We start from the raw sequence: 24579 nt of genomic DNA, 5'->3' as shown, positions 1-24579 counted from the left end.
CCAATCGCGCCGGTCCCATTCCCGCCTCAGATCACGAACAACTCCACGAATTGCTCCACCGGCATCGCCTCGAGCGCGGCCTGGTCCTTGCACTGGGCGAGGACCCCGGCGCAACGCTGGGGCGCGAAGCGGGTCGCCAGGCTGGCTTTGAACTTCTCTTCCAGCAAGGGCATCCCTTCGCTGCGCCGCCGGCGGTGGCCGATGGGGTACTCAACTTCTACCTTCTCCGTGCTGCGGCCATCCTTGTAGAACACCTGCACGGCATTGGCGATGGAGCGCTTGTCGGGTTCCAGATATTCGCGGCTGTAGCGCGGGTCCTCGATCACCTCCATGCGTTCGCGCAGGCGGTCGATGATCGGGTGGGCCTGATGGAATCCGTCTTCATAGTGCTCGGCGGTCAGGTCGCCGAAGGCCAGGGCGACCGCTGTCATGTATTGCAGGCAGTGATCGCGGTCGGCGGCATTGGCCAGGGCACCCTCCTTGGCGATGATGCGGATGGCCGACTCCTGGGTATTGATGACGATACGATCGATTTCGGTGACGCGGTTGCGTACCAGCGGATGCAGGCGCACCGCTGCCTCGCAGGCCGTCTGCCCATGGAACTCCGCCGGGTAGCTCACCTTGAACAGGATGTTTTCCATCACATAGCTGCCGAAGGGCTGGGGCAGGCTGAAACGGTGCTGTGCCGAGGGTTTGGTCGCCAGGTCCTTGTTGGTGTGGCTGAAGGACACGTCGTAAAAGCCCCATTGGGGCGCCCCCAGCACACCGGGAACGCCCATCTCGCCGCGCAGGGCGATATCCGCCAGGCGCACGCCCCGGCTGGTGGCATCTCCCGCCGCCCAGGATTTGCGCGAGCCGGCGTTCGGCGAATGGCGGTAGGTGCGTAGGGCCTGGCCATCCACCAGGGCGTGGGAAATGGCCGAGAGCAGTTGCTCACGGGTCGCTCCCATCAGCCAGGCGCACACTGCGGTGGAGGCCAGTTTGACCAGCACCACATGGTCCAGGCCGACGCGATTGAAGGAATTCTCCAGGGCCATGACGCCCTGTATTTCATGGGCCTTGACCATCGCTTCAAGCACCAGGCGCATGCTCAGCGGCGGCTCGCCACGCGCCACACGACGCTGGGACAGATGGTCGGCAACGGCGAGGATGCCGCCGAGGTTGTCCGAGGGATGCGCCCACTCCGCCGCCAGCCAGGTGTCGTTGAAGTCCAGCCAGCGGATCATGGCGCCGAGGTCCCAGGCGGCCTTCACCGGGTCCAACCGATAAGAGGTGCCCGGCACCCGCGATCCCTGGGGCACCTGGGTGCCCTCCACCAGCGGGCCGAGCAGTTTGGTGCACTCGGGGAAGCGCAAGGCCAGCAGCGCACAGCCAAGGCTATCCATCAGGCAGTTGCGCGCGGTATCCAGCGCCTCCGCCGACTCCACGCGGTAATCCAGTACATAGTCGGCGATGTCCTGGATCACCTGGTCGTAGGGCGGTCGCTGGTTCAGGTCGACGTTGCTGCTCATGGCCCAGCCTCCCGCTTGCCAAGTGGTCTGGACCTAGATTCCACCATCGCGCCATTCACCGATACCCGAGGCGACCGACGGCCAGCGCATCCTTCGCCGTTGTGCTGGGCTCAGGGGGAAGGCGCAAACCGGAGAGACCCCCGATGAGCAGCGATCCGAATGTCCGCACACCCGCCCCCAGGCCACAGGGGCCCAGCCAACCACCGGAACAGGTGCCGGCAGCAGACGTGAAACGCATCAGCGACAAGGCACCGAGCAAGGACAAGAAGCCGGATGATTGGGAGTGAAAGTTGGGGTAGCCCCTGATGGGTTTCGCTTCGCTCTACCGCATCCTACGACTGCCGATTCGGGGGGACCGGGCTTCACCGGTCCATCGGACACCGCGCCTCTGATGGGTTTCGCTTCGCTCTACCGCATCCTACGGCTGCCGGTTCGGGTGGGCTGGGCTTCACCGGTCCGCCGGGCGCCGCGCCTCTGATGGGTTTCGCTTCGCTCTACCGCATCCTACGGCTGCTGATTCGGGTGGGCTGGGCTTCATCGGTCCGCCGGGCACCGCGCCTCTGATGGGTTTCGCTTCGCTCTACCGCATCCTACGACTGCCGATTCGTAGGGTGGGCTTCAGCCCACCAACCAAGGTCAGTCAGCAGCCCGGGCGTTAGAACCCCACGCTGGCCTGCACGTACCAGGTACGCGGCTGGCCGACGTAGATGCCTGCGTTGTTGTCGCTGGAGCGGGTGAAGTACTGCTTGTCGAAGATGTTCTTCACACCTACCCCCAGCTTCAGATTGGACAGCTGCTCACCGAAGTCATAAGCGCCGCGCAGGTTCCAGGTCACGTAGCCGGGAATGTCACCGAACTGGCCGTCGGCGGTCGGCTCGGTGATGTAGTCGCCGGTGAAGTTCCCATTGGAGTCGATACCGGTGCCCGGTGCGCGCTGGCCGGACTGGGCGTAGCCATCGAAGTTGTAGGTCCAGCGCTCGACCTGATAACGCAACCCGACGTTGGCCACATGGCGCGAGTAGAACGGCAGGTCGCGGGTTTCGAAGCCCGGGATGTCGCCCTCGTAGGTGGCACGGGTGAAGGTGTAGGTACCGGTCAGGCTCAGGCCGGCGAGAATTTCGTCCAGGTTGTAGTGGCCCGACAGTTCCAGGCCCTGGTGCTTGGTGGCGCCCAGGTTGGTCCAGCCCACGTCGTTGCTGATGTACTGCAGTTCATGGTCGAAGTCGATGTAGAACAGCGTCGCTTCGCCGCCCCAGGTATCGCCGTTGTAACGCGTGCCCACTTCGTAGGTCTTGGCCTTCTCCGGCTCCAGGCCGTTGGCCGTGTTATCACCGATGCCGCCCTGGCCGATCTGGAAGTACTGCAGGCTGCCGAAGGAGGTTTCGTAGTTGGCGAACAGCTTCCAGGCGTCGGAGAGGTGGTACATGACGCTGATGGCCGGCAGCGGCTCGTTGTAGTCCTTGCTGCGGTTCTTCTCCTGCACTGGCAGGCCGTTGGTGCCGCGCACCGGGCGGTCATGCCAGTCGGTGTTGATGCTTTCGAAGCGGACGCCGGGGGTGATGGTCCAGTTGCCGACATCGATCTTGTCGTCGAGGTAGAAGGCGTTGGCCTCGGTGCCGCCGGTGCGGTCCTGATAGACATGGCCATCCGCCGACGGACCGGTGGTCGGCGTCGGAACGTTGTTCACCAGCTGCACCCGACTGGTCTCTTCGTGCATGGCTTCCTTCAGGTAGCGGTAACCGACGCCCACTTCATGGGTGCTGTCGCCGGCGAAGAAGATGCGCGAAACGCGCGGCTCGAAACCGTAGGTGTAGTAGCTGCGCGGGAAGGAACTGAGGAAAGCCTGGTCGCGGCTGGCGAGGTTGCTGCCCCGGAAGCTGTCGCTGTAGTAGGTCAGCACCTCGACCTGGGTAACGTCATCCACTTGGCGCAGGTACTTCAGCGAGACGTCCTTGCGGCGGCCGCTGAAGTTGTCCCAGTCGCGGTCGGACTGGAAGGGATTGTCGTCGTACTGCGCCTGGGTCAGGCCGCCGGGCATGTCGGCCGTGGCGTCGTAGTAGTGGAAGTTCAGCGAGATATCGTCCTGCTCGGTGGGCGCCCAGTGGGTCTTGAGCATGACGTCGTCGATATCGTTGCCGTTGTTGCTGTCGCGGTAGCCGTCGCCATTGACGCCCGAGTAGAGCAACGCGGCGCCGATGCCGTTGTCGGCAGTGCCGCCGATGAAGGCGCTGTTGAGGTATTTCCAACCACCGTGGGCGGTGTCTTCCATGGTGGTGGACACATCGCCGGAGAATTTCTCCGGGATGGCGCGGGTGACGAAGTTGATTACGCCACCGACGTTCTGCGGGCCATAGCGCACGGAGCCGGCACCGCGTACCACATCGATGCTGTCGAGGTTGCCCAGGGAGATGGGCGCCATGGACAGCTGCGGCTGGCCATAGGGGGCGAAGGCTGCCGGGACGCCGTCGATCAGCACGGTGGAACGGGGCGACAGGCGCGAGGTGAGGCCACGCACGCCGAAATTCAGGGCGATGTCGCTACCGCCGGTGCCGTTGGACTCCTGCACCTGGACGCCGGGGACCGAACGCAAGGCGTCGCGCACGTTCATCGCGCCCTTCTCGATCATGGCTTCACGGCGCACCACGGTGCGGGCGCCGGGGTGGTTCTGTACCACGGCATCCTCGGCCGTACCCAGCCAGTCACCGACGACGCTGATGCTGGACGCCGGGAGTTCCATGGCCGAGGCGCCTTCTTCGCTGGAAACCCGGCGCAGGATGGCGGTGCCGTCCGCCAGGTCGAAGGTCAGGCCGCTGCCGGCCAGCAACGCAGCGAGGACCTCTTCCGGCAACAGGGTGCCGTCGACAGCCGGGGCCGCCTTGTCGGCCACCAGATCGGGACTGAAGAAGAGCTGCAGCGAGGTCTGCTGGCCAAGCTGACCAAGGGCACCAGCCAGGGACTGGGCCGGGATGTGTACTTCCTTGCGCTCGGAGGCCGCGGCGCCGAGGCTGCCCACCGCCAAGGCCACCGCCAGGCTCAGGGACAGCCAGGGTTGGCTACGAAGGGGCTTGCGAGAGGAGGCTGGCGATACCGCGTGGTGCTGTACTTCGTTATTCACGTTCGTCCGGTCCTGAAAGAAAGCGCCCAGCCATGCGCTGGGCGTGAAGAGTCGGACGAGAAGACGAACGAGACGAAAAAAACCTGAATCTAAAACGGAATAATTTCGTTTGAGCCGTCAGAAAGGGTTCTGACCTTGACCGGCAGGATGCGCGGCAAGGCCGTCAGCAAGGCATTGGTGTCGTCCGAGCGGAACACGCTGGAGAAGCGCAGGCTCGCGACTTCCGGGGCAACCCGCAGCGGTCTTTCCCGGTAGCGGGACACCTCTGCCGCGACCTCGGCCAAGGGCACATCGTTGAAAATCAGCTTGCCCTCGCGCCAGGCAGTGATGGCCTGGACGTCGATGCGCTGCACCGGTCCGATGCTGCCGTCTGCCCCTACCCGCACGCCATCTCCGGCCAGCAACGGCCGGCTTGCCGCGCCCTGCCCGCCTGCCACCAGCACCTGGCCCGACTCGACTGCCACGCGCATCTCCTGCGCGTCATGGCGGACGTTGAAGCGGGTGCCGGTGACCGTCACACGGCCGGGCCCGGCTTCCACCACAAAGGGCCGCGCTTTGTCCGGTGTCACGCTGAACATCGCCTCTCCGGCATCCAGCTGCACCAGGCGGCGGTCATCACCGTAGAGGACGGTGACGCGGGTCCGGCCGTTGAGGTCGAGCGTCGAACCATCCGCCAGCGTGACCTGGTGGCGCTCACCAAGTTGGGTGACAAAGGTGTCGCCGCGCAGAGAAAAGGGATCGAACAGGTAGGTCGCCCCACCCGCCAGCACCACACTGGCTGCAGCCGCCAGCGCGCCCTGCAGGAAACGCCGGCGCGACGCTACCGGCAAGGCTCGAACCTCCGCCGTGCAGAGCGCGCGCAGGCGTTGCTCGGGGATCAGGTCGGCAGCGCTCCACATCTGCTCGAGCAACCGGTACTCCTCACGGTGCAACGTATCCGCCTGCAGCCAGGCTTCGAAGCGGCAGCGCTCCCCGGCGCTCTGCTCGGGGTCGCGATTGCGGCTGAACCAGTGGGCAGCCTCGTCTCGTACGTTGCAGGCGTGCGTCATCGTTGCGCCGTCCAGGTGGCGGGAATCAGGCTGCGGTGGTTGTCCATGGATCGGGTCTTGGTGCCCTGTCTGGTAGGTCCGGCTCATGAAGCGCTCAAGTCCAGGCGCTCACGCAAATGGCGAAGGGTGCGGATCATATACCGCTCCACCATATTCTTGGATAACCCCAGGCGCTCGGCAATTTCCGCCTGGCTCAGCCCTTCCAGCTTCTGCCAGATGAAAACCTGCCGGCAGTTCACGGGCAACTCGGCCAGCACCTTCTCGATGGAATCGGCAAGCTGCACGGCGTGCATATAGGCCTCGGGGTCGTTCCTCCCCTCCTCGTCCTGCCCGGCCATGCCCAGCTCCAGCTGGGCGCGGCGCTCCTCACGGCGGAACTGGTCCACGGCGATATTGCGCGTGGTCTGGTGCAGGTAGGCGCGGGGTTGCTGGACGTTGCCCTGGTCGGTCTCCAGGACGCGCACGAAGGCGTCGTGGGCCAGATCCTCGGCGCGATGGCGATTCCTCAGCCGGCGCGTCCACGTGCCGATGAGTTCTTCATAGTGTTCGAAGAAGCCATGATTGCGCTGAGGCATCTGGGGATAGGAAGGGTCGGAAATCGAAAGGCGCGAATGATAATAGCTTGCAAGTATTCCCGCAATTTCCCCTTCCCCGCTTCCAGTCGCCAGCCGACGAAACCACCTTGCCTGCCCATATGGAGCCCATGCACCTTTGCGGGTATCTTCTCCTGCCGTCGCCAACTGCCCCACAGGAAGTGCCTGTTCCATGAGCCGTACCACCCTCCAGGCCGCTGTCTTCTGTCTTGCCGCTCTCTGTTCGGCTGCCACCTTTGCCAAGGTGGAAGTCCAACCCGTCCAGCACACCAAGGCGGGCCGGATTCTCGCCGTGCAGATTTCAGAAGACATCGCTCCCGGCGACTACGAAGCCCTGATGAAAGGTTTGCGCGCCAACGCCGGCAAGTTCGACCGCAAGCTGGTGTTGCTGGACAACATCGGCGGCAGTGTGACCGAAGCCATCCGCATGGGCCGCCTGCTGCGGGAAACCGGCTTCGATGTGATGGTCCCTACCGACGGCGTGTGCCAGGGCAGCTGCGTCTACCTCCTGGCCGCCGGCCGCAACAAGACCGTGCGCGGCTACGTCGGCCTGCACCGCCCCTACTTCCCCCACGGCGATTCCGCCCAGGTTGCCCCCGTCGGCAGCCGCTACAGCCCGACCGCCTACCTCAGGGAAATGAACGTCCCCTTGAGCCTGCTGGACGAGATGAACAGCATCGAACCAACGCGCATGCGGGTGCTGACGAATGATGAGCTGGCGAAATACCGGTTGAACTGACGGCGGCCACCCTATGGGGCTGCTGCGTGGACTTGCCTATGCCCCCTATAAGGTGGCATCGCGGATGCAGCTAGCCAGGTCGACGTGTAGGAGCGAGCTTGCTCGCGAAACATCGTGCTCGGGCTGTTCGCGAGCAAGCTCGCTCCTACAAACAATCCGATTTCATCCTGCAAATCAGCGGACGACCCAGTCCACCAGGGCAGCGGCAAGGAACAGGCCCAGGCCGAAGACGCTGTGATTGGCCAGGCTGCGCAGGCAGTTCTTCATCGGTATGGGTGTTTTGCTGGCGAAGAGGCCGGCGCCCATGGCCGGCTGCATCACCAGCAACGGCGCGGCGACGGTGCCCATGCCTACCAGCACGGCGGGCAGCAGGGTTGGGCTGGCGGTCCAGCCGATGCCGACGAGCGCCACCAGCAAGCCCGCGAAGCCAACGCCGATGGCGTAGTGGGTGAACCAGCCCAGGGCCAGCTCACCCGGAATGGGTTCCGCCCTGGCGATGGCTTCGTGGGAAAAGCGACCACGGAGCAGGTGGCCGACCCAGCGACCGATGAAGGCGAAGTTGAGGGTCTGCACGCCCATGCGCTTGAGAACGATCAGCCAGATGTCCATGACGGCGGTGGCGCCGATACCGATGCAGGCCACTGTGATGATGACGTTGGGAATATTCATGTGAGCCCCTTGTGCGTTGACGATGGGAGGTGTCGGGGCCACTCTAGAAGTTGAAGTCAACTTCAAGTCAAGGGATCACAGATGGACATTGCCGAGGTCGCCAGACGAACGGGCTTACCGTCATCGACACTGCGCTACTACGAGAAGAAAGGGCTGATCACCTCCCTCAGCCAGCAAGGGACCAGGCGCTGGTTCGCCCCCGGCATCCTCGACCAGTTGGCGCTGATTTCACTGGGCCAGGCGGCTGGGTTGTCGCTAGATGAGATCCGCTCGATGTTCTCGCCCAACGGCACGCCGAACATCGACAGGCACCTGTTGCTTACCAAGGCCGATGAGCTCGACGCCCTGATCAAACGCCTGAAGGCCATGAGCAACGGCTTGCGCCATGCGGCGGCCTGCCCCGCTCCGAGTCATTCGGAATGCCCGACCTTCAAGCGGCTGCTGCAGGCGGCCTCCTCGGGGGCCATCGAACGTCGCTGGAACAAGCCTGCACCCACAAGCCGGTAGGCGGCTCGTCGGCGGACTGTTTAGATCAACCCAAGCGTCAGCGCCTTCAGCGTCGCCGCCGCGCGGGTCGAGCAATTCAGCTTGCGGAATACGCTCTCGACATGGGTTCGCACCGTGCTCGGGCTGATGCCGAGATCGCGCGCCACTTCCTTGTTGCTCGCACCCGAACTGATGCGCCGAAGTATCTCTGTCTCCCGCTCGGACAAGGTGCCGCTGGCGGTCTTGCACAAGGCAGCAGAGCGCTCTCCACGGGCGGCGGCAATCACCGCCTGGCATGCCCTCGGATCGAAACGCCCCTGCCCCGCTTCAGTCTCCAGCAACCGTGCAGCCTCGCCGTCGCTGAATGCCGGCCGCCATGGACGTTCGGCCCGCAAGGCCTGCCAGGCCAGCGCCGCAGCCAGCAGGCGGTGGTCAGGCTGCAAGGAGTCACCACTGAAGGCGCGGAAGTAGCCACTGCCATCCAGCCGTTCATAGGCATGGGCGGCCAGTTGGCCGGGGACTGCCAGTCCGCCGATCTGACTGCACGCGCGCAAGGTCCAGTAGGGCACCAGCCGCACCTGTTCCTGGTCGCCAGCAAGCAGCGGGCCCGGCGTGTTCCAGATACGGTTGGGCACCGCCGCGCGGCCGATGCCGTGGATGAGCGCGGCCCGTCCCAGCTGCTCGACGCTACCCGACGGCAATCCCCACAGCCTGGCGGCTTCGCGCACCAGATCGGCTGCCTGGCGTGAATAGCCGGTAAGCCAGGGCAGCTTGAGGTCGATCACGTCCCCCACCAGCGTCAGCGAGACCTGTGCGTCGCTGCCCAGTGCATCTGACGGGAAATCTTCGGGTAGATGCAGGGCCTCCAGCCAGTCGGCGGCATGGCGCAGCAGTTCAGCCGCCAGGGATGCCGGGTAGCGGCGATCCCCCTGGGAAGCGATCCACTCCAGCGCCGAGTCCAGGCCATGAACCCGGGAGAGAATTTCCAGGTCACCCGCCAGCACCACCTGATACACCACCTCCGGCACGTCGGGATGGCGCAGACCAAGCGGATTGCCCTGGCCATCGAACTGCTCGAATACGTGGCGCAACCCCAGCTCGACATCGGCGTTCAAGCCCAGCGTGCGGGCGATATCACCGGACACCTCGCAATGCACTTCGGCCAGGGGCGCGGACTTGCGCATCGCGCGAAGCCCGGACGGCCCCAGCGTCTGGCTGAGCATCGCACGGCGACCGCCGACATCATCCCCCAGCAGGTGCATGAAGCCCTCGGCGTTAGCCGTGCAGCCTGACCAGCGCAGCAGCGCCACCTGACGCGCGACGTCCGCCCGTACATCGTCGCCACCACAGGACTGCGCCAGGAGGCCAGCGAGGCGTGCGGTACGTCGGGATTGGTCGATGGGCTGGCCCATGCTCAGATCCCCCACCATCGCCAGGGCCAGGATGGCGTCCCCCAGTGCAACGCAGTCGGTGTCCATCAGATTCCTCTCCACGGATTCGCTCGCATTCTCGCCGACCTGCCTCGGATAAACGACCGATACCGGCACACTCGGGCAATCCCGACACTAGGCACTCCCAAGCACAGGAGATCCCACCATGTCCAAACCCAAGACCCTCGCCCTGGCACTCGCCATGGCCACCTCCCTCTTCACGCTCGGCAGTCAGGCCGCCACTGCGACCCCCTCGGTCGTGATCGTCCACGGCGCTTTTGCCGACGGCTCCGACTGGGCCAAGGTCGTGCCACTGCTGCAAGCCGAAGGTATCCGGGTAACCGTGGTGCAGAACCCGTTGACCTCGCTGGCCGACGATGTGGCCGCCACCCAACGCGTGCTGAACAACCAGGAAGGCGACGTGGTGCTGGTCGGGCACTCCTGGGGCGGCACGGTGATCAGCCAGGCCGGTGCCGACAAGAAAGTGCGTAGCCTGGTCTATGTCGCGGCCTTCGCGCCCAACGCCGGGCAGAACACCAAGGAACTCTACGAGGGCTACCCCTCGCCGCGCGGCGTGAGCCAGATCGCGCCCGACAAGAACGGTTTCCTCTATCTGACGCCGCAAGGCATGGCCACCGACTTCGCCCAGGACGTATCGCGCGAGCAGGCCGCCGTGATGGCCGCCACCCAGGGGCCGATCCGCGCGGCGGCGTTCGAAGAGAAGACCAGCATCGCCGCCTGGAAAGGCAAGCAGAACTGGTACGTCGTGGCCAGTCAGGACCATATGATCCAGCCGGACCTGCAGCGTGACTTCGCCAAGAAGATTGGTGCCAGCGTCACCGAACTCGACTCCAGCCACGTTCCGCAGCAGTCACGCCCGGATGAGGTGGCCAAGGTGATCATCCAGGCCGTGCAGAGCGCTCATTGATCCGGATGCGACACGGCCGCACCTGAGGCGCGGCCGTGTCGGTATTGCGCCCCAGGGAATGCTGCCGTGACCTCGATACCGGTCTGTCACGCTCAAGTGAAGTCATGGAACGTGACGCTCAAGGCCCCGAGTTGCTGCCGTAGAAACCCGGTACATCGTTGGCGCACTACTGCAACCGGCTGGGCGGCAGGTCCGACCAAACACGGTCACGCGTGTTGAGCAGGCGCCACGCGGATACCCCATTCCGACCTTTTACCCGAATCAACAGCGCCATCCAGGGTGCATCAGGTCGACGATCAGTCGGGTGGTTGCACAGTCGTGCGGGTTCAAGCCCGGCAGAGATGCGAGCGACCACCCTTTCGCTCGCGTCTTCCCGATGCAGAGGACCGCGCGGCGCTCAGAACACCGCAAGGGTGTAGCTGAGGATCAGCCGGTTCTCGTCAATGTCGGTACGGTAGTTGGAGCGCGCCGTAACATTGCGCACACGTACCGAGACGTTCTTCAGGGGACCGCTCTGCACGGTGTAGCCGATGTCCAGGTCGCGCTCCGAATCCTTGCCCTCGAAGCTGCCGGTTTCGACGTTGTCACCGCGGATGTAGCGCACGCCGGCAATCAGACCAGGAACTCCGAGGGCAGCGAAGTCGTAGTCGTAGCGCACCTGCCAGGAGCGTTCTTCGGGCGAGGCGAACTCGTAGGTGGGCACCTCGTTACCCAGCGGTGAGACAGTGACGAATGTCCGTGGGAAGCCCTGCTCGCCGAACATCGCCTGGTAGCCCAGATAGAAGGTATGGCCGCCGCGTCGCGCAGACAGCAGCGAGTAGAACGCGCGGTTGTCTATCTCGCCGATCCGCTCCTGGCCGTCCTCCGAGGAGTCGAAATAGCCAAGGTTCGCGCCCAGTGTCCACCGACCCAGGGGCTCGCTGTGTTTCAGGCCGAGGAAACGCTGGTTGTAGAGGTCTTCCAGTTGGCCGTACCAGGCACTCAGGGTGGTCCGGTTCTGATTGAAGGCGTAGTCGCCGCCGGCATAGTTGAAGCGATCGGAGGTCATCAGACGGGCCTGGGCATCTCGCCGAGGGGCGAAGCCCACGATGGCGCCGATTGCTTCGTCCCCCGCCTCGCTGCGGATGCTGGTGGAACGCAGTTGGCCGGCCTGCAGCGTCAGCCCGGTGATCTCTGCGGTGCTGATGGCCACGCCCTGGTAGGTGTTGGGCAGCAGGCGGTTGTCGGTCAGGGCCAGCACCGGGACATTGGGTTGCAGCTCACCCACCTTCAGTTCCGTTTTCGAGACTCGCACCTTGGCCGTCAGGCCCAGACGGCTGTAGTCGTCCGGTGCGGTCTCGCCATAGGCGCCGGGCAAGAGTCCCGTGCCCGCGCGGTCAGGGCTACTGTCCAGTTTCAGGCCGAGCATGCCGATGGCGTCGACGCCGAAGCCCACCGGTCCGGACGTGTAGCCAGACTTCAGGTTGAGGATGAAGCCCTGGGCCCACTCCTCCGCCCTGGACTGCCGGCTCGGGCCGACGATGTCGGAAAAGTCGCGGCTGAAATAGTAGTTGCGCGCGGTAAGGGTGGCCGTGGAGTCGGCGATAAAGCCGCCCTCCTCTGCCTGGGCGCCCAGTGGCAGCACGATGACGGTGGCGACGGCCAGCAACGAGTGCGGTTGCTTCGTATTGAAGGTCATGAGGTGTTCTCTTGTTCTTGTTGGGAGCTGGCAGCCCCTGTCGCTGCGCCTTGGGCAGGCACAGGCCAGGGGAAGTCATGATTCATGCAGGCAGCGTCCGGCCCGGTTCAGGGGTGGACGCTGTGATTCGGGATTGATCAGGTGGGCGTTGACTCGAGCGGCTTTTCAGCCACGCAGCCGGTCTGGCCCGGACGGTGCCAGAGGAACACCAGGATGGCCGCAGCACCGATCAGGCCGGGCAGTGCAAAAGCCAGGAAGCTCGCCTGGATCGGCAACTGCGCCGCGTGTAGCGCGCCACCAAGCAGCGGGCCGATGATCGCGCCAATGCGACCAATTCCCATGGCCCAGCCTAGGCCGGTGGAGCGGATGTGCGCCGGGTAGAACTGCACGGCGCAGGCGTTGGCGAGAATCTGCGTACCGATGGTGCAGGCGCCGGCCACGCCGATCAGCAGGTACAGCACCGGCAGCGGCGATTTCAGCGCAAGCAGGCTGAGCGACAGCGCGCCGAGGGTGAAGAAAGCGAACAGCACACGACCCAAGCCGATGCGGTCACCCAGCCAACCGCCACCAATGGCCCCGAAGATGGCACCGAAATTCAGCACCAGCAGGAACGCCAGGCTGGAGTTGAGCCCGTAACCGGCGGAGTTCATCAACTTGGGTAGCCAGGAACTCAGCGCGTATACCATCAACAGGCAGCAGAAGAAGGCCGCCCAGAGCATTAGCGTGTTCAGCGAACGTCCGTCGTGAAAGAGCTGGGAGATGGCCACCTTACCGGCCTGTCCCTTGGCCGGGATGAGCTGGTCACCGGCGTTCGGACGGTACTCGGGCACGGCCTGTGCCAGCAGGGCCTGGGCACGATCGAACTGCCCCTGGCGCACCAGGAAGTTGAGCGATTCCGGCAACTGGCGCACCAGCAGCGGCAACACCACGAGCGGGACCACGGCAATGAAGAAAACCGACGGCCAGCCCCAGCTGGGCATCAGCAGCATGCCCAGCCCTGCGGACAGCATGCCGCCCACCGAGTAGCCGCTGAACATGATGGCGACCAGGGTGCTGCGAATTTTCCTGGGGGCGTATTCGTTCATCAGCGCCACTACGTTGGGCATGACCCCACCGATGCCGAGCCCGGCAATGAAGCGACAGATCGCGAACTCTTCCGGCGTGCGCGCAAAGCCGTTGATCACGGTGAAGCCGCTGAACAGGATCACGCAGGTCATGATCGTTTTGCGCCGTCCGATGCGGTCGGACAGCGGGCCGAAGAACAACGCGCCAAACATCATTCCCACCAGCGCACAGCTACCGAGCATCCCCGCCTGGAGCGCGGTCAGGTTCCAGGTCTGCATCAGTGCGGGCAACACCACGCCGTAGATGACCAGGTCATAGCCGTCGAAGATGATGATCAACGCACACCAGAACAGTACGCGTGCATGGAAGGCATTGAAGCGGGCCCCGTCGAGCAGGGCGGAAACGTCGATCGTACGCATGGCATGGCTCTTCTTGTCGTTGTTATAGAGCCGGGGCCAGCATCGAGGCCGACCCCGGTGAAACGCGGCGAAATCAGGCGCAGTTGCTCAGCGTCGCCCAACCCAGGCGTGCACGGGCTTCGGCCACGTCGGCAACCAGGTCATGGTTCCACAGCCAGTCGAAGCGGCTGGCGAGGGTAGCGCCCAGGGAATGCTCGTTGTCCCCGATAGCCGGGTCGCGCAGCTCGTACAGCTCGCCCGCTTCCCAGGAAGTGCGCTGTACGCGGCAGGCGCGAGGACGGCGCAAGGCGTCGTAGGCCGCCAGCAACTCGCCGAGGTTGCCCTGGCTCACTTGCGGGTCGCCCAGCAAGCGAGCCAGGAAGTAGGCGTCTTCCAGGCCCTGCCCGGCCCCGGCGCCCTGGTGCGGCAGCATGGCGTGAGCCGCATCGCCAATCAGCGCCACGCGGCGATGCACGTAGCCGGGCAGTTCGGCCAGGTCGTGCAGCGCCCAGTGCGTCGGCGCGGGGATGCATTCCAGCAGGATGCGTGCAGCATCGCCCCAGCCTGAGAAGGCTTCGAGCATCTCGCGCTGGCTGGCCTCGCGTACCCAGGGGGCATCCTGGGGCCAGGTTGGCGTGGGATTGCTGCGGTCGGAAACGAAGGCCACCACATTGATGATGCGGCCCTGCTTCACCGGGAAGGTCAGGATGTGGCCGTCGAGGCCGAGGTACATCTGCGGCACGTCCACCAGATGCTCATCGACACCGGCGGCGCGATAGGCCTCACGCAGGCGCAGGCTGTCGATCAGGCCACGGTAGGCGCAGGTGCCGCTGAAACGCGGCGCGGCCGGCGCGGCGCCAATGCCGTCCAGCACATGGCTGCGAATGGCGGACTTGATGCCGTCGGCGGCGATCAGCAGGTCACCCCGGTATTCACTGCCGTCGGTGAACTGCACGCGGGCCTCCTGGCCCTGCTGCTCCACGCGGACAGCGCGCTTGTTGAACCGGGCCACCCCCTCGGGCAGCCGGCTCGCGAGCACATCAAGGAAGTCCGCACGGTGTACCGAAGACTGCCCCACACCCTGGGCCACGCTGGCGCCGATGTAGCCGGCATCGCTGCTGCGGCGCCACTCGAACCACACGTCCTGCCAGGGTTCCGGGGTGCGGTCGGCAACCTGCCCGTAAGGCTCGGCCAATCCCAGGCCGGCGATGGCCCGGACAGCGTTGGCGCCGAAGGAAACGCCCGCGCCCACTTCACCGAAGGCCGGAGCGGACTCGAACAGTTGAACGTCGAGATGGGAGTGGCGGCACAGATCCAGTGCCAGGGCGACGCCGGAGATACCGCCGCCGATGATTCCGACGCGCAAGGCAGGCTTCTTGCTCATGTTCGTACCCGTGATGGTGTTGTTGTTGGAGTGGAACCATCATGGCGAACCTGGGAATATTGATAAATGCACCAACCTGCATACAGACTATTACGACTGTGAATATTCCTCTCGACTCTCCCGCACCGCGAGACGCCCCATGGACCTGCGTGACCTGGACCTGAACCTGCTGGTGGTTTTCAACCAGTTGCTGATCGACCGACGCGTCTCGACAGCCGCTGACAACCTGGGACTGACCCAGCCGGCCGTCAGCAACGCACTCAAGCGCCTGCGTACCACCTTGCAAGACGATCTCTTCGTCCGTACCTACCAGGGCATGGAGCCTACTCCCTACGCGGCGCAACTGGCCGAGCCGGTGTCACTGGCAATACATACCCTGCGCGAGGCGCTGAGCCGGCAGGACAGCTTTGACCCGCTGACCTGCGAGCGTACGTTCACCATTGCCATGACCGACATCGGAGAAATCTATTTCACCCCGCGCCTGATGGACGCCCTCGCCCGCCTGGCACCGAAATGCCGTATCAGCACCGTGCGCAACACCTCGGTGACTCTGATCGAGGCGCTGCAGAACGGCACCGTCGATCTCGCCGTGGGGTTGCTACCCAACCTTCAAGCAGGCTTCTTCACGCGCCGACTGTTCCACCATCGCTACGTGTGCATGTGCCGCAAGGACCATCCGGTCAATCGCCAACCGCTGACCCTGGAACACTTCTGCGCCTACGGCCATGTGCGCGTGGTCGCGGCCACGACTGGGCATGGCGAGGTGGATACCCACATGGCCCGCATTGGGATCGAGCGAGACATCCGTCTCGAGGTCCCTCACTTCGTCGCCGTCGGCCATATCCTCCAGCGCACCGACCTGCTCGCCACCGTGCCCGAGCGCTTTGCCGAATCCTGCATCGAACCCTTCGGCCTAATCGCCCTGCCCCACCCGGTGCAGCTACCGGAGATCGACATCAACCTGTTCTGGCATGCGAAGTACCACCGGGACTCCGCCAATCGCTGGCTAAGACAGTTGATGTTCGAGCTGTTTTCAGACTGAGAACGAGACAGCTGGGCGATCGTACCGCCCCTGCCCAGTGACTGACTTGCAGCCTGCTTGCTCAGACCCGGGCGGACCCGGCGTGCATGTGCGCAATCACAGCATCGCTGCTTTTGCCGGAGGCGTCTTCTTGCGTGGGGGCCGGACGGTCGGGGGTGCATCGGCGACCTCTTCCGGGTCCGGGAACGAATAGAGTTCCGCCCTGGAAAAGGTCGGCAAGCGCGGTGCGCGTTCGGGGGATTTTGCGGGGTCCGGGAGTGTCTGGACCCTGATCGATTTGTCGCTACAGCTTGAAATGCTCATGGTGCTCTCGCTAAAGCCCGGACTACTGCGGGCCAGTTCAATGAGCATTGCAGAGCGCGGAGCCGGCGTCGGTACGCTAACGCACTCATGCCCTGTAGGGCACAAGGTTCAAGCCTTGGGACCCTGATGGGGTGGCGTTTCATCGCTCTGCGGCACGCGTGCCGCCTCGTTCGCTTCCTCGGCACTGCGCAACAGCAGCTCGCCAGGCGTTTTCAGGGGAAGCGGGCCTCTGGAATGACGTTTGCCGGGTTTTCGAGGCAGGTTGGGATCAATGTAGGTGTGCATGACGACCTCAGGGACGAATGCGCTGCAGGATTGCAGTCGCTCGCATCAATCATTGCAGGTCCGGCGAGTCCTCTCGGTGCGCCAGCCCACAGAGGGCTAAGTGCCCTAGCGCACCGACTGCGCGCAGCCAGCCTGAGAGCATGTTTGCAGCACGCCATTGCGCCTGTGAGGAGCTGACATGACCGCCGAAGCCGATAGCCAAACCCCTGATACCGTCGATGCCGCTGCGCAGGAACTTGATAGCCTCGCGCGTAAACAACGAACACACGCCCTCTACCACTTCCTCGACAGGGTCGACGCCATCATCAAGAACCGCTGCGCGCTGATGCCGGAACGACAAGCCGAGGGCAGAGTTCCAGGCGAACAGCGCTTGCCGCAGGAGAACCAGCCCCCTCAGTCCTTCGGCTGTTCCATCACCCCACGTGGTGATGACGAACTCACCGACATCACTCCTGTCGAGGCTCCCGGGCGCTGATCCCCAGCGCTCGGCGGCCTTCCCGGCTACAGCCCGCATCTGCGCAACTCAACAGCGCTATGCGCGATGGCGCACCGACCGAACACCCTGCTCCTGAGATGATGATTGCGATGAGCGCTCGCCCGTTCGCGAGTCCCGCCATCCAATGATCGAGGCCAGACAATGAGCAGGGTTCTTGCAGACATCATCAAGGGCAAATGGCGAGAGCTGGTGGGTACCGCCAGGGTCGTCTGGGATGAACTGACAGTGGCCGAGTTGATTGGCTCCGAAGGCGATACCCAGAAGCTGGCCAACCTGATCCAGGAGCGCTACCAGATGACGCATGAAGAAGCCGAGAAGCAAGTGATCAGCTTTTTCGAGAGAAGCCGCACCCTCTGACAGCAAACTCCAGCCAAAGGCCAGCCTGGTAAAGGAGATGAGCATGATTACCGCGTACTTCGTCGTGGCGAGAGGCTCCGGCAACATCATCCGGATCACCCGACGCGAAAGCGTGCCAGACGATACACTCACCGTGATCAACGTGCCGGTGTCGACCGCCAGCCTGATGCGCTATGAGGACTTCCTCGCCCGCGGCGAGGACCTGATCAGCCTGCAAAGCGTCACCCGGCTGGTCAAGGCCGACAATCGCAACCATCAGAATTCCTGCCGGATCATCTGATCTGCAGGCCGCCCCTCAGTTGCATAGGGCAGCAGGCGGTCGGTTTCTTTCTTCACCACGGCATAGCACTCGCAGCTCAGTGCCTCGAGCCTGGGACGGTCGAGTACCGTGATGTGCCCGCGGCTGTACTCGATCACACCAAGCTTCTGCAGCTTGCCCGCGGCATCCGTGACGCCTTCGCGGCGCACACCAAGCATGTTCGCGATCAATTCCTGGGTCATCGTCAGGTGGTTGCTCGGCAGGCGATCCAGCGACAACAGCAACCAGCGGCACAACTGCTGGTCGATCGAATGGTGCCGGTTGCAGACCGCCGTTTGTGCCATCTGGGTAATCAATGCCTGGGTGTAGCGCAGCATCAGGAGCAGCAGCTCCCCGTGGCGATTGACCTCGGTTTTCAAACGCTGCCCTTGCAGCCGGTAGGCGTGGCCGGCGCTCTGCACGATGGCTCGGCTCGGTGTGCTTTCACCCCCCATGAACACCGCCAGGCCAATCAGACCTTCATTGCCGACCACCGAGATTTCCGCCGAGGAACCGTTTTCCATCACATAGAGCAGGGAAACGATCGAGTCCGTGGGGAAATACACATGCCGCAAGGTGTCACCCGACTCATACAAGACCTTGCCGAGCGGCAGGGGTACCAGTTCGAGCTGCGGGATCAGGCGTTGCTGAACCTCTTCCGGCAATGCGGCGAGCAGGTGATTCTGCAATGGCGAAGGCGTGCGCGGCATAGAGGTCACCCATGAATCGAGCACCTGAAAGGGCCTCGTCCTTGTAACGATAGGACAACAGGATGACCCCTGGGTGAGCCACCGGACGCAGGGTGTCCGGTGGAGGCTTTCCTGCTTCGTACCAGCCGACCGGACGCCTGGCCGCACCCTGTTATTCCAAATGCGTTCACCGTCGCTTCGCGGTGCAGCCGACAAGGGATAACCCCTGGTCCGGTTTACCGACAAAGGCAAGTAATTGCCGGCCAGAAGGTAGATAGTGGACGTCTACCCACCTCACGATCGGGCCGAGGTCAACATGAAACGAAACTTCCCCGCGCACGTTGCATGGAGCGAAGCACGCATGAACGGCGACCACGCCCTGGCATTCGTTGCTGTCAAACCGCACAGCCCGGATACCGAAGCGAGCTTTCATCTCGTCTATGACCGGGCCAACTTTTCCCGACTCTCCGAAGCGCGCACCGCCGCAGAGCGTGCTCTGAACAAAATCCTGAGCTTCGACGCACGCGACGCGCCCGTATTCAGCTCACCGGAATGCTGACCAACACCAGCCCGGGGCATCGGTCCGGGGCGGCATAATCCCAACCCCGCACAGACAGATGGACCTGGTGATGTGGATCGATCAAGGCAGCGCGAGAGGTACCTCGCCGCTGCCCTGCCGTCACCTGCCAACCTTACAGGCCTACGCCGGTTTCATCAGCGCGGCCGTGGTGGACCTTATGGCTGACTCATAGCTGCCGAGGCCACGTTTCCACAGCCCGCTCGTGCGGGTTTTTTCTGGGAAAAAACTCGGCAATCGGTTTCGCTCGGGACGTTCCAGCAACAGTTGACTCAGACAGACTCCGTCAATCGCGCCGCACCAGCTTGGGCCGGAACATGACCAGCGCGATCGCCAGGAACAGGAGAATGTGGATGAGCCCCCCGATGTAGAACGATGTGAGCACGCCCAGCGCCCACACAACCAACAAGACGATCACGATAGCTTCGAACATGTTCAATCTCCTTACTCGGCCCGGCGCAGACCCGCTTCCATGCAGGTTGCGGCCGAAGTCACGGAGCGGTCTGTACGGCAACGCACTCATGACAAGCCGCTGACCACCCCCACGAGGCACGCGACCTGACGGCGGCCTCGACTGCAATCAGTCCGGCTTGCGTGCCCTACCGAACAGACCACCGCCAGCGCTAGGCGCCAGAGTGCAGCATGCGCGCAGTCAGCAGACTTCCCGCTCAACCCCACGACGTCCGTGAGCTGCAAGGCAAAAGGAGGCGGCCATGGTGACCAACCGACTGCTCAGCGGCATCCCGGGGCGGGAACGTGACCGGATCCTGAACCGTTGCGAATCGGTAAACCTGGACTTCGGCCGCACGCTTTGCGAGGCAGATCAGCCCTACAGTCACGCTTACTTCCCGCTTACCGGGTTCATCTCGCTGATAGCGAAGCTGGACGCCCATCGCCCCCTGGAGATGGGGCTGATCGGCAGCGAGGGCATGCTGGGCGTAACGCTCCTGCTGGGCGTTCGCAAGGCGCCGAACCGAGCGGTGGTGCAAGGCGCCGGTATCGCCTGGCGAATTACGGCCCCGCAGTTTGCACGCGAGCTGGGCGAGTGCCCTGCTCTGCAGCGCCGAATGAACCGCTACCTCTTCGTCTTGATGGCACAGTTGGCGCAAACGGCCGCCTGCACGCATTTCCATCAGATCCAGCCACGACTGGCTCGCTGGTTGCTGATGACCCAGGACCGCGCGCAGGCCGATCATTTCCACCTCACCCATGAGCTTCTTGCCGACATGCTCGGGGTACGCCGCAGCGGCATCACCGTGGCGGCGGGGGCGTTGCAGCAGAAACACCTCATTCACTACACCCGCGGTGAAATCACCATCCTCGATCGCACCGGGCTAGAGGCGGCTGCCTGCGAATGCTACGGCGCAGTGACGGACTGCTACAGCAGGCTGCTTGGCTGAACCTGGCACCCTTGGGGCGGTGCCTGACGGGAAGCGGTAACGTCAGCTGGACTTGTCCTTCTTTCTCACGAAGTCCAGATAGAAGCTCACCACCGCAAACAGAAGAATCAGGGAAACCACCAGCAAGCCAGCCTCAGTGCTGCTCATCACACACTCCAGTCAAGACTCGGCCGACATCCTGCGCCGAATGATCCAGGTGAATCCGCGGGCGGATAACCGCGCACGCCAATGACCCTGGCCTCACGAGAAGACCCAGGTGAAAAGCCTTCCTCGCCTACGCCCCTGCGAGCCAACCTCCCCTGAAGGCCTAGGGCGAGCCGCGCGGAAATCTCGGGCCATTCGCTGCAGGAACAGCACCATCACGCCGCCCAGCAGCAGCATTGCCAGCACCAGGGCCGGATACGCCAGCCACCAGGGCACACCGGTGGTCATCATGCTGAACTCGGACATGCCGCCGATGCTGGCAATCAGGTTCAGGGGCAGGAACACCACGTTGATGTGGGTCAGCTTGCGCAGCATTTCGTTCATGGTGTTGTTGGCCAGGTTGCCGCGGGCATCCATCAGCCCGGCGAACACCGTCGAGTAGATTTCCGCCTGCTTGTAACACTGGGTGTTCTCGATGATCAGGTCATCGATCAGCGCCACCACTTCCGCGCCGAAGTGGTGCTTCTCGGCGTGGTTGCGCAGGCGCGAGAGCACCGTGCCGTTGCTGTGGATGGCGTTGATGTAATAGATCAGGCTCTCGCTGAGGTTGAACATCTGCACGAGATGGTGGTTCTGCATCGAGCTGTTAAAGCGCTGCTGCAGCTCGCGGGCGACCATCTTGATCACCTTGAGGTGACCCAGGTAGTGGTGGATGTTGTGCAGCAGCATGTCCAGCAGCACATCCAGCGGCGTGTGCAGATCGTGGCGGACACCGAGGCCTCGCATCTGCGAGTCGTCCGGAGCGATCACTACCAGGCGCTCGGCGTTGAGCAACAGGCCGAACGACGACACCTCGAAGGAGAAACTGTCGCCACCGGAGTAGTTCTCCGGGCGTTTCCAGATCAGGAACAGGCTGTCTGGGTGGAACTCGATGCGCGACACCTCGTCGGGGTCCAGCGCCGAGGCCAGGGCATGCTCATCAAGGTGGAACCTGCTTCGCAGCAGGTCGCGCTCGGCGGTGTCCGGATTGACGAAGAGCAGCATCTGGCTGTCCTGGTCTTCGCTGGGATGCAACGCCCCTTGGGCGAGTTGGAAGCTTTTGATCATTGGGACTCCCCTGATCCGGGCCAACGTGCTCTACCAGGTCTGTCCCCGGCGCTTCAGTTCCAGGCGGCGGACGAACTCCTCCAGCACCAGCGAATAGAGGTCGTCCTGCAGGTAGGCATCCTCGATGCCGGCGTCGAGATTGGGGTTGTCGTTCACTTCGATCACCACCACCCGGTCGTCCGCCTGCTTGAGGTCAACGCCATACAGGCCATCACCGATCAGGTTGGCGGTTTTCACAGCCAGGTCCACCACAGCGCGAGGCGCCTCGTGTACCGCCATGGTCCGGCATTCGCCGTTGACCTCGGCACCTTCGGCCTTGTGGTTGAAAATCTGCCAGTGCCCCTTCGACATGAAGTACTGGCAAGCGAAGATCGGCTTGCGATTCAGAATGCCGATGCGCCAGTCGTAGTCGGTGTAGAGGAACTCCTGGGCCAGCAGCAGCACCGAGTGCTCGAACAACTGCGCCGTCGCCCTGAGCAGTTGTTCCTGGTTTTCCACCTTGATGACCCCGCGTGAGAAGCAGCCGTCGGGAATCTTCAGCACCAGCGGGAAGCCCAGGCGGTCGCCCACCTGTTCCAGTTCCAGGGGGTTGTCCTTGTAGAGGATTTCGCTGGCCGGCATCGCCAGTTTATTGCTGCGCAACAGGTCGGTCAGGTAGACCTTGTTGGTACAGCGCAGGATCGAAGTCGGGTCATCCATCACGACCAACCCTTCGCTTTCGGCCTTCTTGGCGAAGCGGTAGGTGTGGTTGTCCACGCTGGTGGTCTCGCGAATCAGCAGCGCGTCGTATTCGGCAAGGCGCGAGTAGTCCTTCTTCTCGATCAGTTCGACATCGATGCCCATGTTCCGGCCAACGCGAATGAAACTGTCCAGGGCCTTGGCATTCGAAGGCGGCAACGGCTCGTCAGGGTCGTGCAGGACGGCCAGGTCATAACGCGCCAGGCGCCTGGAACGCGGTACGCGCCAGATCTTGCGGCTGAAACCATCCAGCGCGTTGGCAAACTGATCTTCCTGATCCTCACGCAATTTGTGCAAGGCACCGGACTTTATTCCGGAAATCTGCCAGCCATCGGCCTTGCGGAATTCGACCAGCAATATCGGACAGGGAAATACCTCGAACAACTGACGGGCAATATCCTGCAAAGGCTCCATATCCGTCCGACCAAAGTAAAGACTTAATGTAAACCCTTCGGTACTTGCATACGGGTGTTTGACCAGCGCCTTTTCAAGCGTCTTTTCAAGATCATCAAGCGCCAGGCCATAGAGCGACTTCCGGGTAAGTTCACTGATTGTCCTGACCGACGGAATCACCTTGTGACCTCGCGCTTCAGCCAGCAGCGAACAATAGTAACCATGCCCCAGGTACTTGTAGTTACGGCACAAATTGATGACCTGGACGCGTTTTCCGGACTCATTCTCGCGCGGCTGCTCTAGGTATTCCTGAGCGGTCAGTACATCTTCGCTCGGAAAGTATTTCGCCCAGTCTTCTTTGCGCTCGACAATAATCACCAACTGACTAGAACTCTTTTCATCATTCGCAATATATGCTTTACCGTCTATTGCCGGAGCCGGACTTTTGCTCAATACTCCGCGCAAATCAACCTGTGCCGATGCCATCTCTCTGTGACCCGTTGAAGAACAAGTGCCTAACTATTAAGCACGGACCTTCTTAAAAGTCTCGTTCCATTACGAAAGTTTTACGGCGATCCCCATGGACTTTATATTTCGCAATGCCAGACCCGATGACCTCCCGTCCTTGTTGGGCCTGGAGAACCAGTGTTTCGAGCATGATCGGCTGTCGCCCCGCAGCTTCCAGTGGATGATCAGCCGAGCCCACGCCAGCCTGATCGTCGCCCAGAGCCAAGGCCGGTTGATGGGGTACGCACTGCTGCTGTTCCACCGCGGCACTTCACTGGCCCGGCTCTACTCCATCGCCATTGCGCCCGACGCCCGCGGCCAGGGACTGGGCAAACGTCTGTTGGCGGAGGCAGAGCAAAACGCCCGCGAGCACGACTGCGCCTATCTGCGGCTTGAAGTGCGCCCGGACAACCCGGCGGCCATCAGACTCTACGAAGGGGTTGGGTATCGGCGCTTCGCCCTGATCAACGACTACTACGAAGACCACGCAGACGCACTGCGCTTCGAGAAGCGCATCATCCAGCGACCGGCCAGCGCAGCGCGCCAGGTGCCCTATTACCAGCAGACCACCGACTTCACCTGTGGCCCGGCCTGCCTGCTGATGGCCATGGCCGCCCTGCAGCCCGGACGAGCGCTGGCAAGGCGCGAAGAGGTGCAGCTCTGGCGGGAAGCCACCACCGTGTTCATGACCTCGGGGCACGGTGGCTGCAGCCCGCAGGGGCTCGCCCTGGCCGCCTGGCGGCGGGGCTTTCGCGTGAGCTTGCAGGTCAGCGTTGACGGGCCACTGTTCCTCAGCGGCGTACGCAGCGAGAACAAGAAGGACGTGATGCGCCTGGTCCATGAAGAGTTCTGCAATGAACTCCAGCACAGCGATGTGCAACAGGTGCGCAGCAGTCAGCTCGACATCCCACGCCTGTTGGCCGAGGGCGGCCAGCCCCTGGTGCTGATCAGCAACTACCGCCTGACCCGCGCCAAGGCACCCCATTGGGTGCTGGTCACCGGCTGCGACGAGGATTTCATCTACCTGCATGACCCGGACATCGACCACAGCCGTCATCGCCAGGCCCTCGACTGCCAGCATCTGCCGGTGAGCCATGCAGAATTTCAGCGCATGAGCCTGTTCGGCGGCAACAAACTGCGGGCTTCGGTCATTCTCCACGACACGCACCAGGCCAACGGCCCGAACCATGGGTAGCGA

At 63.4% G+C, this 24579-nt stretch carries 25 protein-coding genes; 11 read left to right on the top strand and 14 right to left on the bottom strand.

The window, feature by feature from the left end; genetic code table 11:
- Positions 1-26 precede the first annotated feature (26 nt).
- Entirely contained in the window at positions 27-1511 is a 1485-nt protein-coding gene (gene prpD / locus G559_RS0116715) for a 2-methylcitrate dehydratase (protein ID WP_028629329.1), read from the bottom strand.
- Positions 1512-1654: 143 nt separating this feature from the next.
- On the opposite strand from prpD, the gene G559_RS30695 reads away from it, so the two are divergent.
- Positions 1655-1798, top strand: a complete 144-nt coding sequence (locus G559_RS30695; RefSeq protein ID WP_003454081.1) for a hypothetical protein — start codon at positions 1655-1657, stop codon at positions 1796-1798.
- Positions 1799-2166: 368 nt separating this feature from the next.
- Here G559_RS30695 and G559_RS0116710 read toward each other — a convergent pair whose 3' ends face one another.
- The 3 genes from G559_RS0116710 to G559_RS0116700 form a co-directional block, all read right to left on the bottom strand.
- Positions 2167-4554: a TonB-dependent siderophore receptor gene (locus G559_RS0116710; protein WP_051246742.1), complete on the bottom strand. Its 2388-nt coding sequence runs from the start codon at positions 4552-4554 to the stop codon at positions 2167-2169.
- Between the two features lie 161 nt (positions 4555-4715).
- Positions 4716-5675: a FecR family protein gene (locus tag G559_RS0116705; RefSeq protein ID WP_028629327.1), complete on the bottom strand. Its 960-nt coding sequence runs from the start codon at positions 5673-5675 to the stop codon at positions 4716-4718.
- Positions 5676-5758: 83 nt separating this feature from the next.
- Positions 5759-6250, bottom strand: a complete 492-nt coding sequence (locus tag G559_RS0116700; protein ID WP_028629326.1) for a sigma-70 family RNA polymerase sigma factor — start codon at positions 6248-6250, stop codon at positions 5759-5761.
- A 190-nt stretch (positions 6251-6440) separates the two neighbouring features.
- On the opposite strand from G559_RS0116700, the gene G559_RS0116695 reads away from it, so the two are divergent.
- Entirely contained in the window at positions 6441-7007 is a 567-nt protein-coding gene (locus G559_RS0116695) for a COG3904 family protein (RefSeq protein ID WP_028629325.1), read from the top strand.
- A 174-nt stretch (positions 7008-7181) separates the two neighbouring features.
- On the opposite strand, the gene G559_RS0116690 is transcribed toward G559_RS0116695, so the two are convergent.
- A complete protein-coding gene (locus tag G559_RS0116690; protein WP_051246708.1) occupies positions 7182-7676 on the bottom strand; it encodes a DUF2938 domain-containing protein in 495 nt (164 codons plus the stop codon).
- 81 nt (positions 7677-7757) lie between these two features.
- Between G559_RS0116690 and G559_RS29040 the strand changes: the two genes are divergently transcribed.
- Entirely contained in the window at positions 7758-8183 is a 426-nt protein-coding gene (locus tag G559_RS29040) for a helix-turn-helix domain-containing protein (protein WP_036997513.1), read from the top strand.
- A gap of 20 nt (positions 8184-8203) precedes the next feature.
- On the opposite strand, the gene G559_RS0116680 is transcribed toward G559_RS29040, so the two are convergent.
- Complete coding sequence (locus G559_RS0116680; protein WP_036997510.1) at positions 8204-9640, bottom strand: HD domain-containing phosphohydrolase; 1437 nt, start codon at positions 9638-9640, stop codon at positions 8204-8206.
- A gap of 118 nt (positions 9641-9758) precedes the next feature.
- Here G559_RS0116680 and G559_RS0116675 point away from each other — a divergent pair, with 118 nt between their 5' ends.
- Complete coding sequence (locus G559_RS0116675) at positions 9759-10520, top strand: alpha/beta fold hydrolase (RefSeq protein WP_028629322.1); 762 nt, start codon at positions 9759-9761, stop codon at positions 10518-10520.
- A 397-nt stretch (positions 10521-10917) separates the two neighbouring features.
- On the opposite strand, the gene G559_RS0116670 is transcribed toward G559_RS0116675, so the two are convergent.
- From G559_RS0116670 to salA, 3 genes are all read right to left on the bottom strand, one after another.
- The gene (locus G559_RS0116670; RefSeq protein ID WP_028629321.1) at positions 10918-12198 is read right to left on the bottom strand and encodes an OprD family porin; all 1281 of its coding nucleotides are present in this window, start codon (positions 12196-12198) and stop codon (positions 10918-10920) included.
- Between the two features lie 137 nt (positions 12199-12335).
- A complete protein-coding gene (locus G559_RS0116665) occupies positions 12336-13682 on the bottom strand; it encodes an MFS transporter (protein ID WP_028629320.1) in 1347 nt (448 codons plus the stop codon).
- 73 nt (positions 13683-13755) lie between these two features.
- Positions 13756-15045 carry a salicylate 1-monooxygenase gene (gene salA / locus G559_RS0116660; RefSeq protein ID WP_036997507.1) on the bottom strand — a complete coding sequence of 430 codons (1290 nt, stop codon included), beginning with the start codon at positions 15043-15045 and terminating at the stop codon, positions 13756-13758.
- A gap of 139 nt (positions 15046-15184) precedes the next feature.
- On the opposite strand from salA, the gene G559_RS0116655 reads away from it, so the two are divergent.
- Positions 15185-16087 carry a LysR family transcriptional regulator gene (locus G559_RS0116655; protein WP_028629318.1) on the top strand — a complete coding sequence of 301 codons (903 nt, stop codon included), beginning with the start codon at positions 15185-15187 and terminating at the stop codon, positions 16085-16087.
- A gap of 411 nt (positions 16088-16498) precedes the next feature.
- Here G559_RS0116655 and G559_RS30450 read toward each other — a convergent pair whose 3' ends face one another.
- Positions 16499-16675, bottom strand: a complete 177-nt coding sequence (locus G559_RS30450; protein ID WP_155945736.1) for a hypothetical protein — start codon at positions 16673-16675, stop codon at positions 16499-16501.
- Positions 16676-16853: 178 nt separating this feature from the next.
- Here G559_RS30450 and G559_RS30445 point away from each other — a divergent pair, with 178 nt between their 5' ends.
- The 3 genes from G559_RS30445 (at position 16854) to G559_RS0116635 (ending at position 17808) form a co-directional block, all read left to right on the top strand.
- On the top strand, positions 16854-17150 hold the full coding sequence (locus G559_RS30445; protein WP_155945735.1) for a hypothetical protein: 297 nt from the start codon (positions 16854-16856) through the stop codon (positions 17148-17150).
- Positions 17151-17312: 162 nt separating this feature from the next.
- Positions 17313-17528 carry a CsbD family protein gene (locus G559_RS0116640; RefSeq protein WP_028629316.1) on the top strand — a complete coding sequence of 72 codons (216 nt, stop codon included), beginning with the start codon at positions 17313-17315 and terminating at the stop codon, positions 17526-17528.
- Between the two features lie 43 nt (positions 17529-17571).
- Positions 17572-17808 carry a hypothetical protein gene (locus G559_RS0116635; protein WP_028629315.1) on the top strand — a complete coding sequence of 79 codons (237 nt, stop codon included), beginning with the start codon at positions 17572-17574 and terminating at the stop codon, positions 17806-17808.
- On the opposite strand, the gene G559_RS0116630 is transcribed toward G559_RS0116635, so the two are convergent.
- Positions 17784-18536 (bottom strand): Crp/Fnr family transcriptional regulator, encoded by a 753-nt coding sequence (locus G559_RS0116630; protein WP_028629314.1) that lies wholly within the window; start codon positions 18534-18536, stop codon positions 17784-17786. The two genes, G559_RS0116635 and G559_RS0116630, sit on opposite strands and share 25 nt — an antisense overlap.
- Before the next feature lie 295 nt (positions 18537-18831).
- Here G559_RS0116630 and G559_RS0116625 point away from each other — a divergent pair, with 295 nt between their 5' ends.
- Complete coding sequence (locus G559_RS0116625) at positions 18832-19074, top strand: hypothetical protein (protein WP_081668097.1); 243 nt, start codon at positions 18832-18834, stop codon at positions 19072-19074.
- A 304-nt stretch (positions 19075-19378) separates the two neighbouring features.
- Here the strand turns inward: G559_RS0116625 and G559_RS30440 are convergent, their stop codons facing one another.
- Positions 19379-19525 carry a lmo0937 family membrane protein gene (locus tag G559_RS30440; protein WP_155945734.1) on the bottom strand — a complete coding sequence of 49 codons (147 nt, stop codon included), beginning with the start codon at positions 19523-19525 and terminating at the stop codon, positions 19379-19381.
- Between the two features lie 280 nt (positions 19526-19805).
- Between G559_RS30440 and G559_RS0116615 the strand changes: the two genes are divergently transcribed.
- The gene (locus G559_RS0116615) at positions 19806-20492 is read left to right on the top strand and encodes a Crp/Fnr family transcriptional regulator (protein ID WP_036997505.1); all 687 of its coding nucleotides are present in this window, start codon (positions 19806-19808) and stop codon (positions 20490-20492) included.
- Positions 20493-20732: 240 nt separating this feature from the next.
- Here G559_RS0116615 and G559_RS0116605 read toward each other — a convergent pair whose 3' ends face one another.
- Together G559_RS0116605 and G559_RS0116600 are read right to left on the bottom strand one after the other, a co-directional pair.
- Positions 20733-21743, bottom strand: a complete 1011-nt coding sequence (locus G559_RS0116605; protein WP_028629311.1) for a magnesium transporter CorA family protein — start codon at positions 21741-21743, stop codon at positions 20733-20735.
- Positions 21744-21773: 30 nt separating this feature from the next.
- Positions 21774-23360, bottom strand: coding sequence for a RimK family protein (locus G559_RS0116600; RefSeq protein ID WP_028629310.1), 1587 nt, complete (start codon positions 23358-23360; stop codon positions 21774-21776).
- A gap of 94 nt (positions 23361-23454) precedes the next feature.
- On the opposite strand from G559_RS0116600, the gene rimI reads away from it, so the two are divergent.
- Positions 23455-24576: a ribosomal protein S18-alanine N-acetyltransferase gene (gene rimI, locus G559_RS0116595; protein ID WP_028629309.1), complete on the top strand. Its 1122-nt coding sequence runs from the start codon at positions 23455-23457 to the stop codon at positions 24574-24576.
- The last annotated feature ends 3 nt before the right edge of the window (positions 24577-24579 follow it).

It is taken from the genome of Metapseudomonas resinovorans DSM 21078, from assembly GCF_000423545.1.
Classification (GTDB): domain Bacteria; phylum Pseudomonadota; class Gammaproteobacteria; order Pseudomonadales; family Pseudomonadaceae; genus Metapseudomonas; species Metapseudomonas resinovorans.
Note: the sequence above shows the minus strand (reverse complement) of the source record. Positions and strands in the feature narration are given on the sequence as shown.

Coding starts and splice junctions, on each gene's coding strand:
- prpD (WP_028629329.1), bottom strand. CDS start 1,511: ATGAGCAGCAACGTCGACCTGAACCAGCGACCGCCCTACGACCAGGTG.
- G559_RS30695 (WP_003454081.1), top strand. CDS start 1,655: ATGAGCAGCGATCCGAATGTCCGCACACCCGCCCCCAGGCCACAGGGG.
- G559_RS0116705 (WP_028629327.1), bottom strand. CDS start 5,675: ATGACGCACGCCTGCAACGTACGAGACGAGGCTGCCCACTGGTTCAGC.
- G559_RS0116700 (WP_028629326.1), bottom strand. CDS start 6,250: ATGCCTCAGCGCAATCATGGCTTCTTCGAACACTATGAAGAACTCATC.
- G559_RS0116695 (WP_028629325.1), top strand. CDS start 6,441: ATGAGCCGTACCACCCTCCAGGCCGCTGTCTTCTGTCTTGCCGCTCTC.
- G559_RS0116690 (WP_051246708.1), bottom strand. CDS start 7,676: ATGAATATTCCCAACGTCATCATCACAGTGGCCTGCATCGGTATCGGC.
- G559_RS29040 (WP_036997513.1), top strand. CDS start 7,758: ATGGACATTGCCGAGGTCGCCAGACGAACGGGCTTACCGTCATCGACA.
- G559_RS0116680 (WP_036997510.1), bottom strand. CDS start 9,640: ATGGACACCGACTGCGTTGCACTGGGGGACGCCATCCTGGCCCTGGCG.
- G559_RS0116675 (WP_028629322.1), top strand. CDS start 9,759: ATGTCCAAACCCAAGACCCTCGCCCTGGCACTCGCCATGGCCACCTCC.
- G559_RS0116670 (WP_028629321.1), bottom strand. CDS start 12,198: ATGACCTTCAATACGAAGCAACCGCACTCGTTGCTGGCCGTCGCCACC.
- G559_RS0116665 (WP_028629320.1), bottom strand. CDS start 13,682: ATGCGTACGATCGACGTTTCCGCCCTGCTCGACGGGGCCCGCTTCAAT.
- salA (WP_036997507.1), bottom strand. CDS start 15,045: ATGAGCAAGAAGCCTGCCTTGCGCGTCGGAATCATCGGCGGCGGTATC.
- G559_RS0116655 (WP_028629318.1), top strand. CDS start 15,185: ATGGACCTGCGTGACCTGGACCTGAACCTGCTGGTGGTTTTCAACCAG.
- G559_RS30450 (WP_155945736.1), bottom strand. CDS start 16,675: ATGCACACCTACATTGATCCCAACCTGCCTCGAAAACCCGGCAAACGT.
- G559_RS30445 (WP_155945735.1), top strand. CDS start 16,854: ATGACCGCCGAAGCCGATAGCCAAACCCCTGATACCGTCGATGCCGCT.
- G559_RS0116640 (WP_028629316.1), top strand. CDS start 17,313: ATGAGCAGGGTTCTTGCAGACATCATCAAGGGCAAATGGCGAGAGCTG.
- G559_RS0116635 (WP_028629315.1), top strand. CDS start 17,572: ATGATTACCGCGTACTTCGTCGTGGCGAGAGGCTCCGGCAACATCATC.
- G559_RS0116630 (WP_028629314.1), bottom strand. CDS start 18,536: ATGCCGCGCACGCCTTCGCCATTGCAGAATCACCTGCTCGCCGCATTG.
- G559_RS0116625 (WP_081668097.1), top strand. CDS start 18,832: ATGAAACGAAACTTCCCCGCGCACGTTGCATGGAGCGAAGCACGCATG.
- G559_RS30440 (WP_155945734.1), bottom strand. CDS start 19,525: ATGTTCGAAGCTATCGTGATCGTCTTGTTGGTTGTGTGGGCGCTGGGC.
- G559_RS0116615 (WP_036997505.1), top strand. CDS start 19,806: ATGGTGACCAACCGACTGCTCAGCGGCATCCCGGGGCGGGAACGTGAC.
- G559_RS0116605 (WP_028629311.1), bottom strand. CDS start 21,743: ATGATCAAAAGCTTCCAACTCGCCCAAGGGGCGTTGCATCCCAGCGAA.
- G559_RS0116600 (WP_028629310.1), bottom strand. CDS start 23,360: ATGGCATCGGCACAGGTTGATTTGCGCGGAGTATTGAGCAAAAGTCCG.
- rimI (WP_028629309.1), top strand. CDS start 23,455: ATGGACTTTATATTTCGCAATGCCAGACCCGATGACCTCCCGTCCTTG.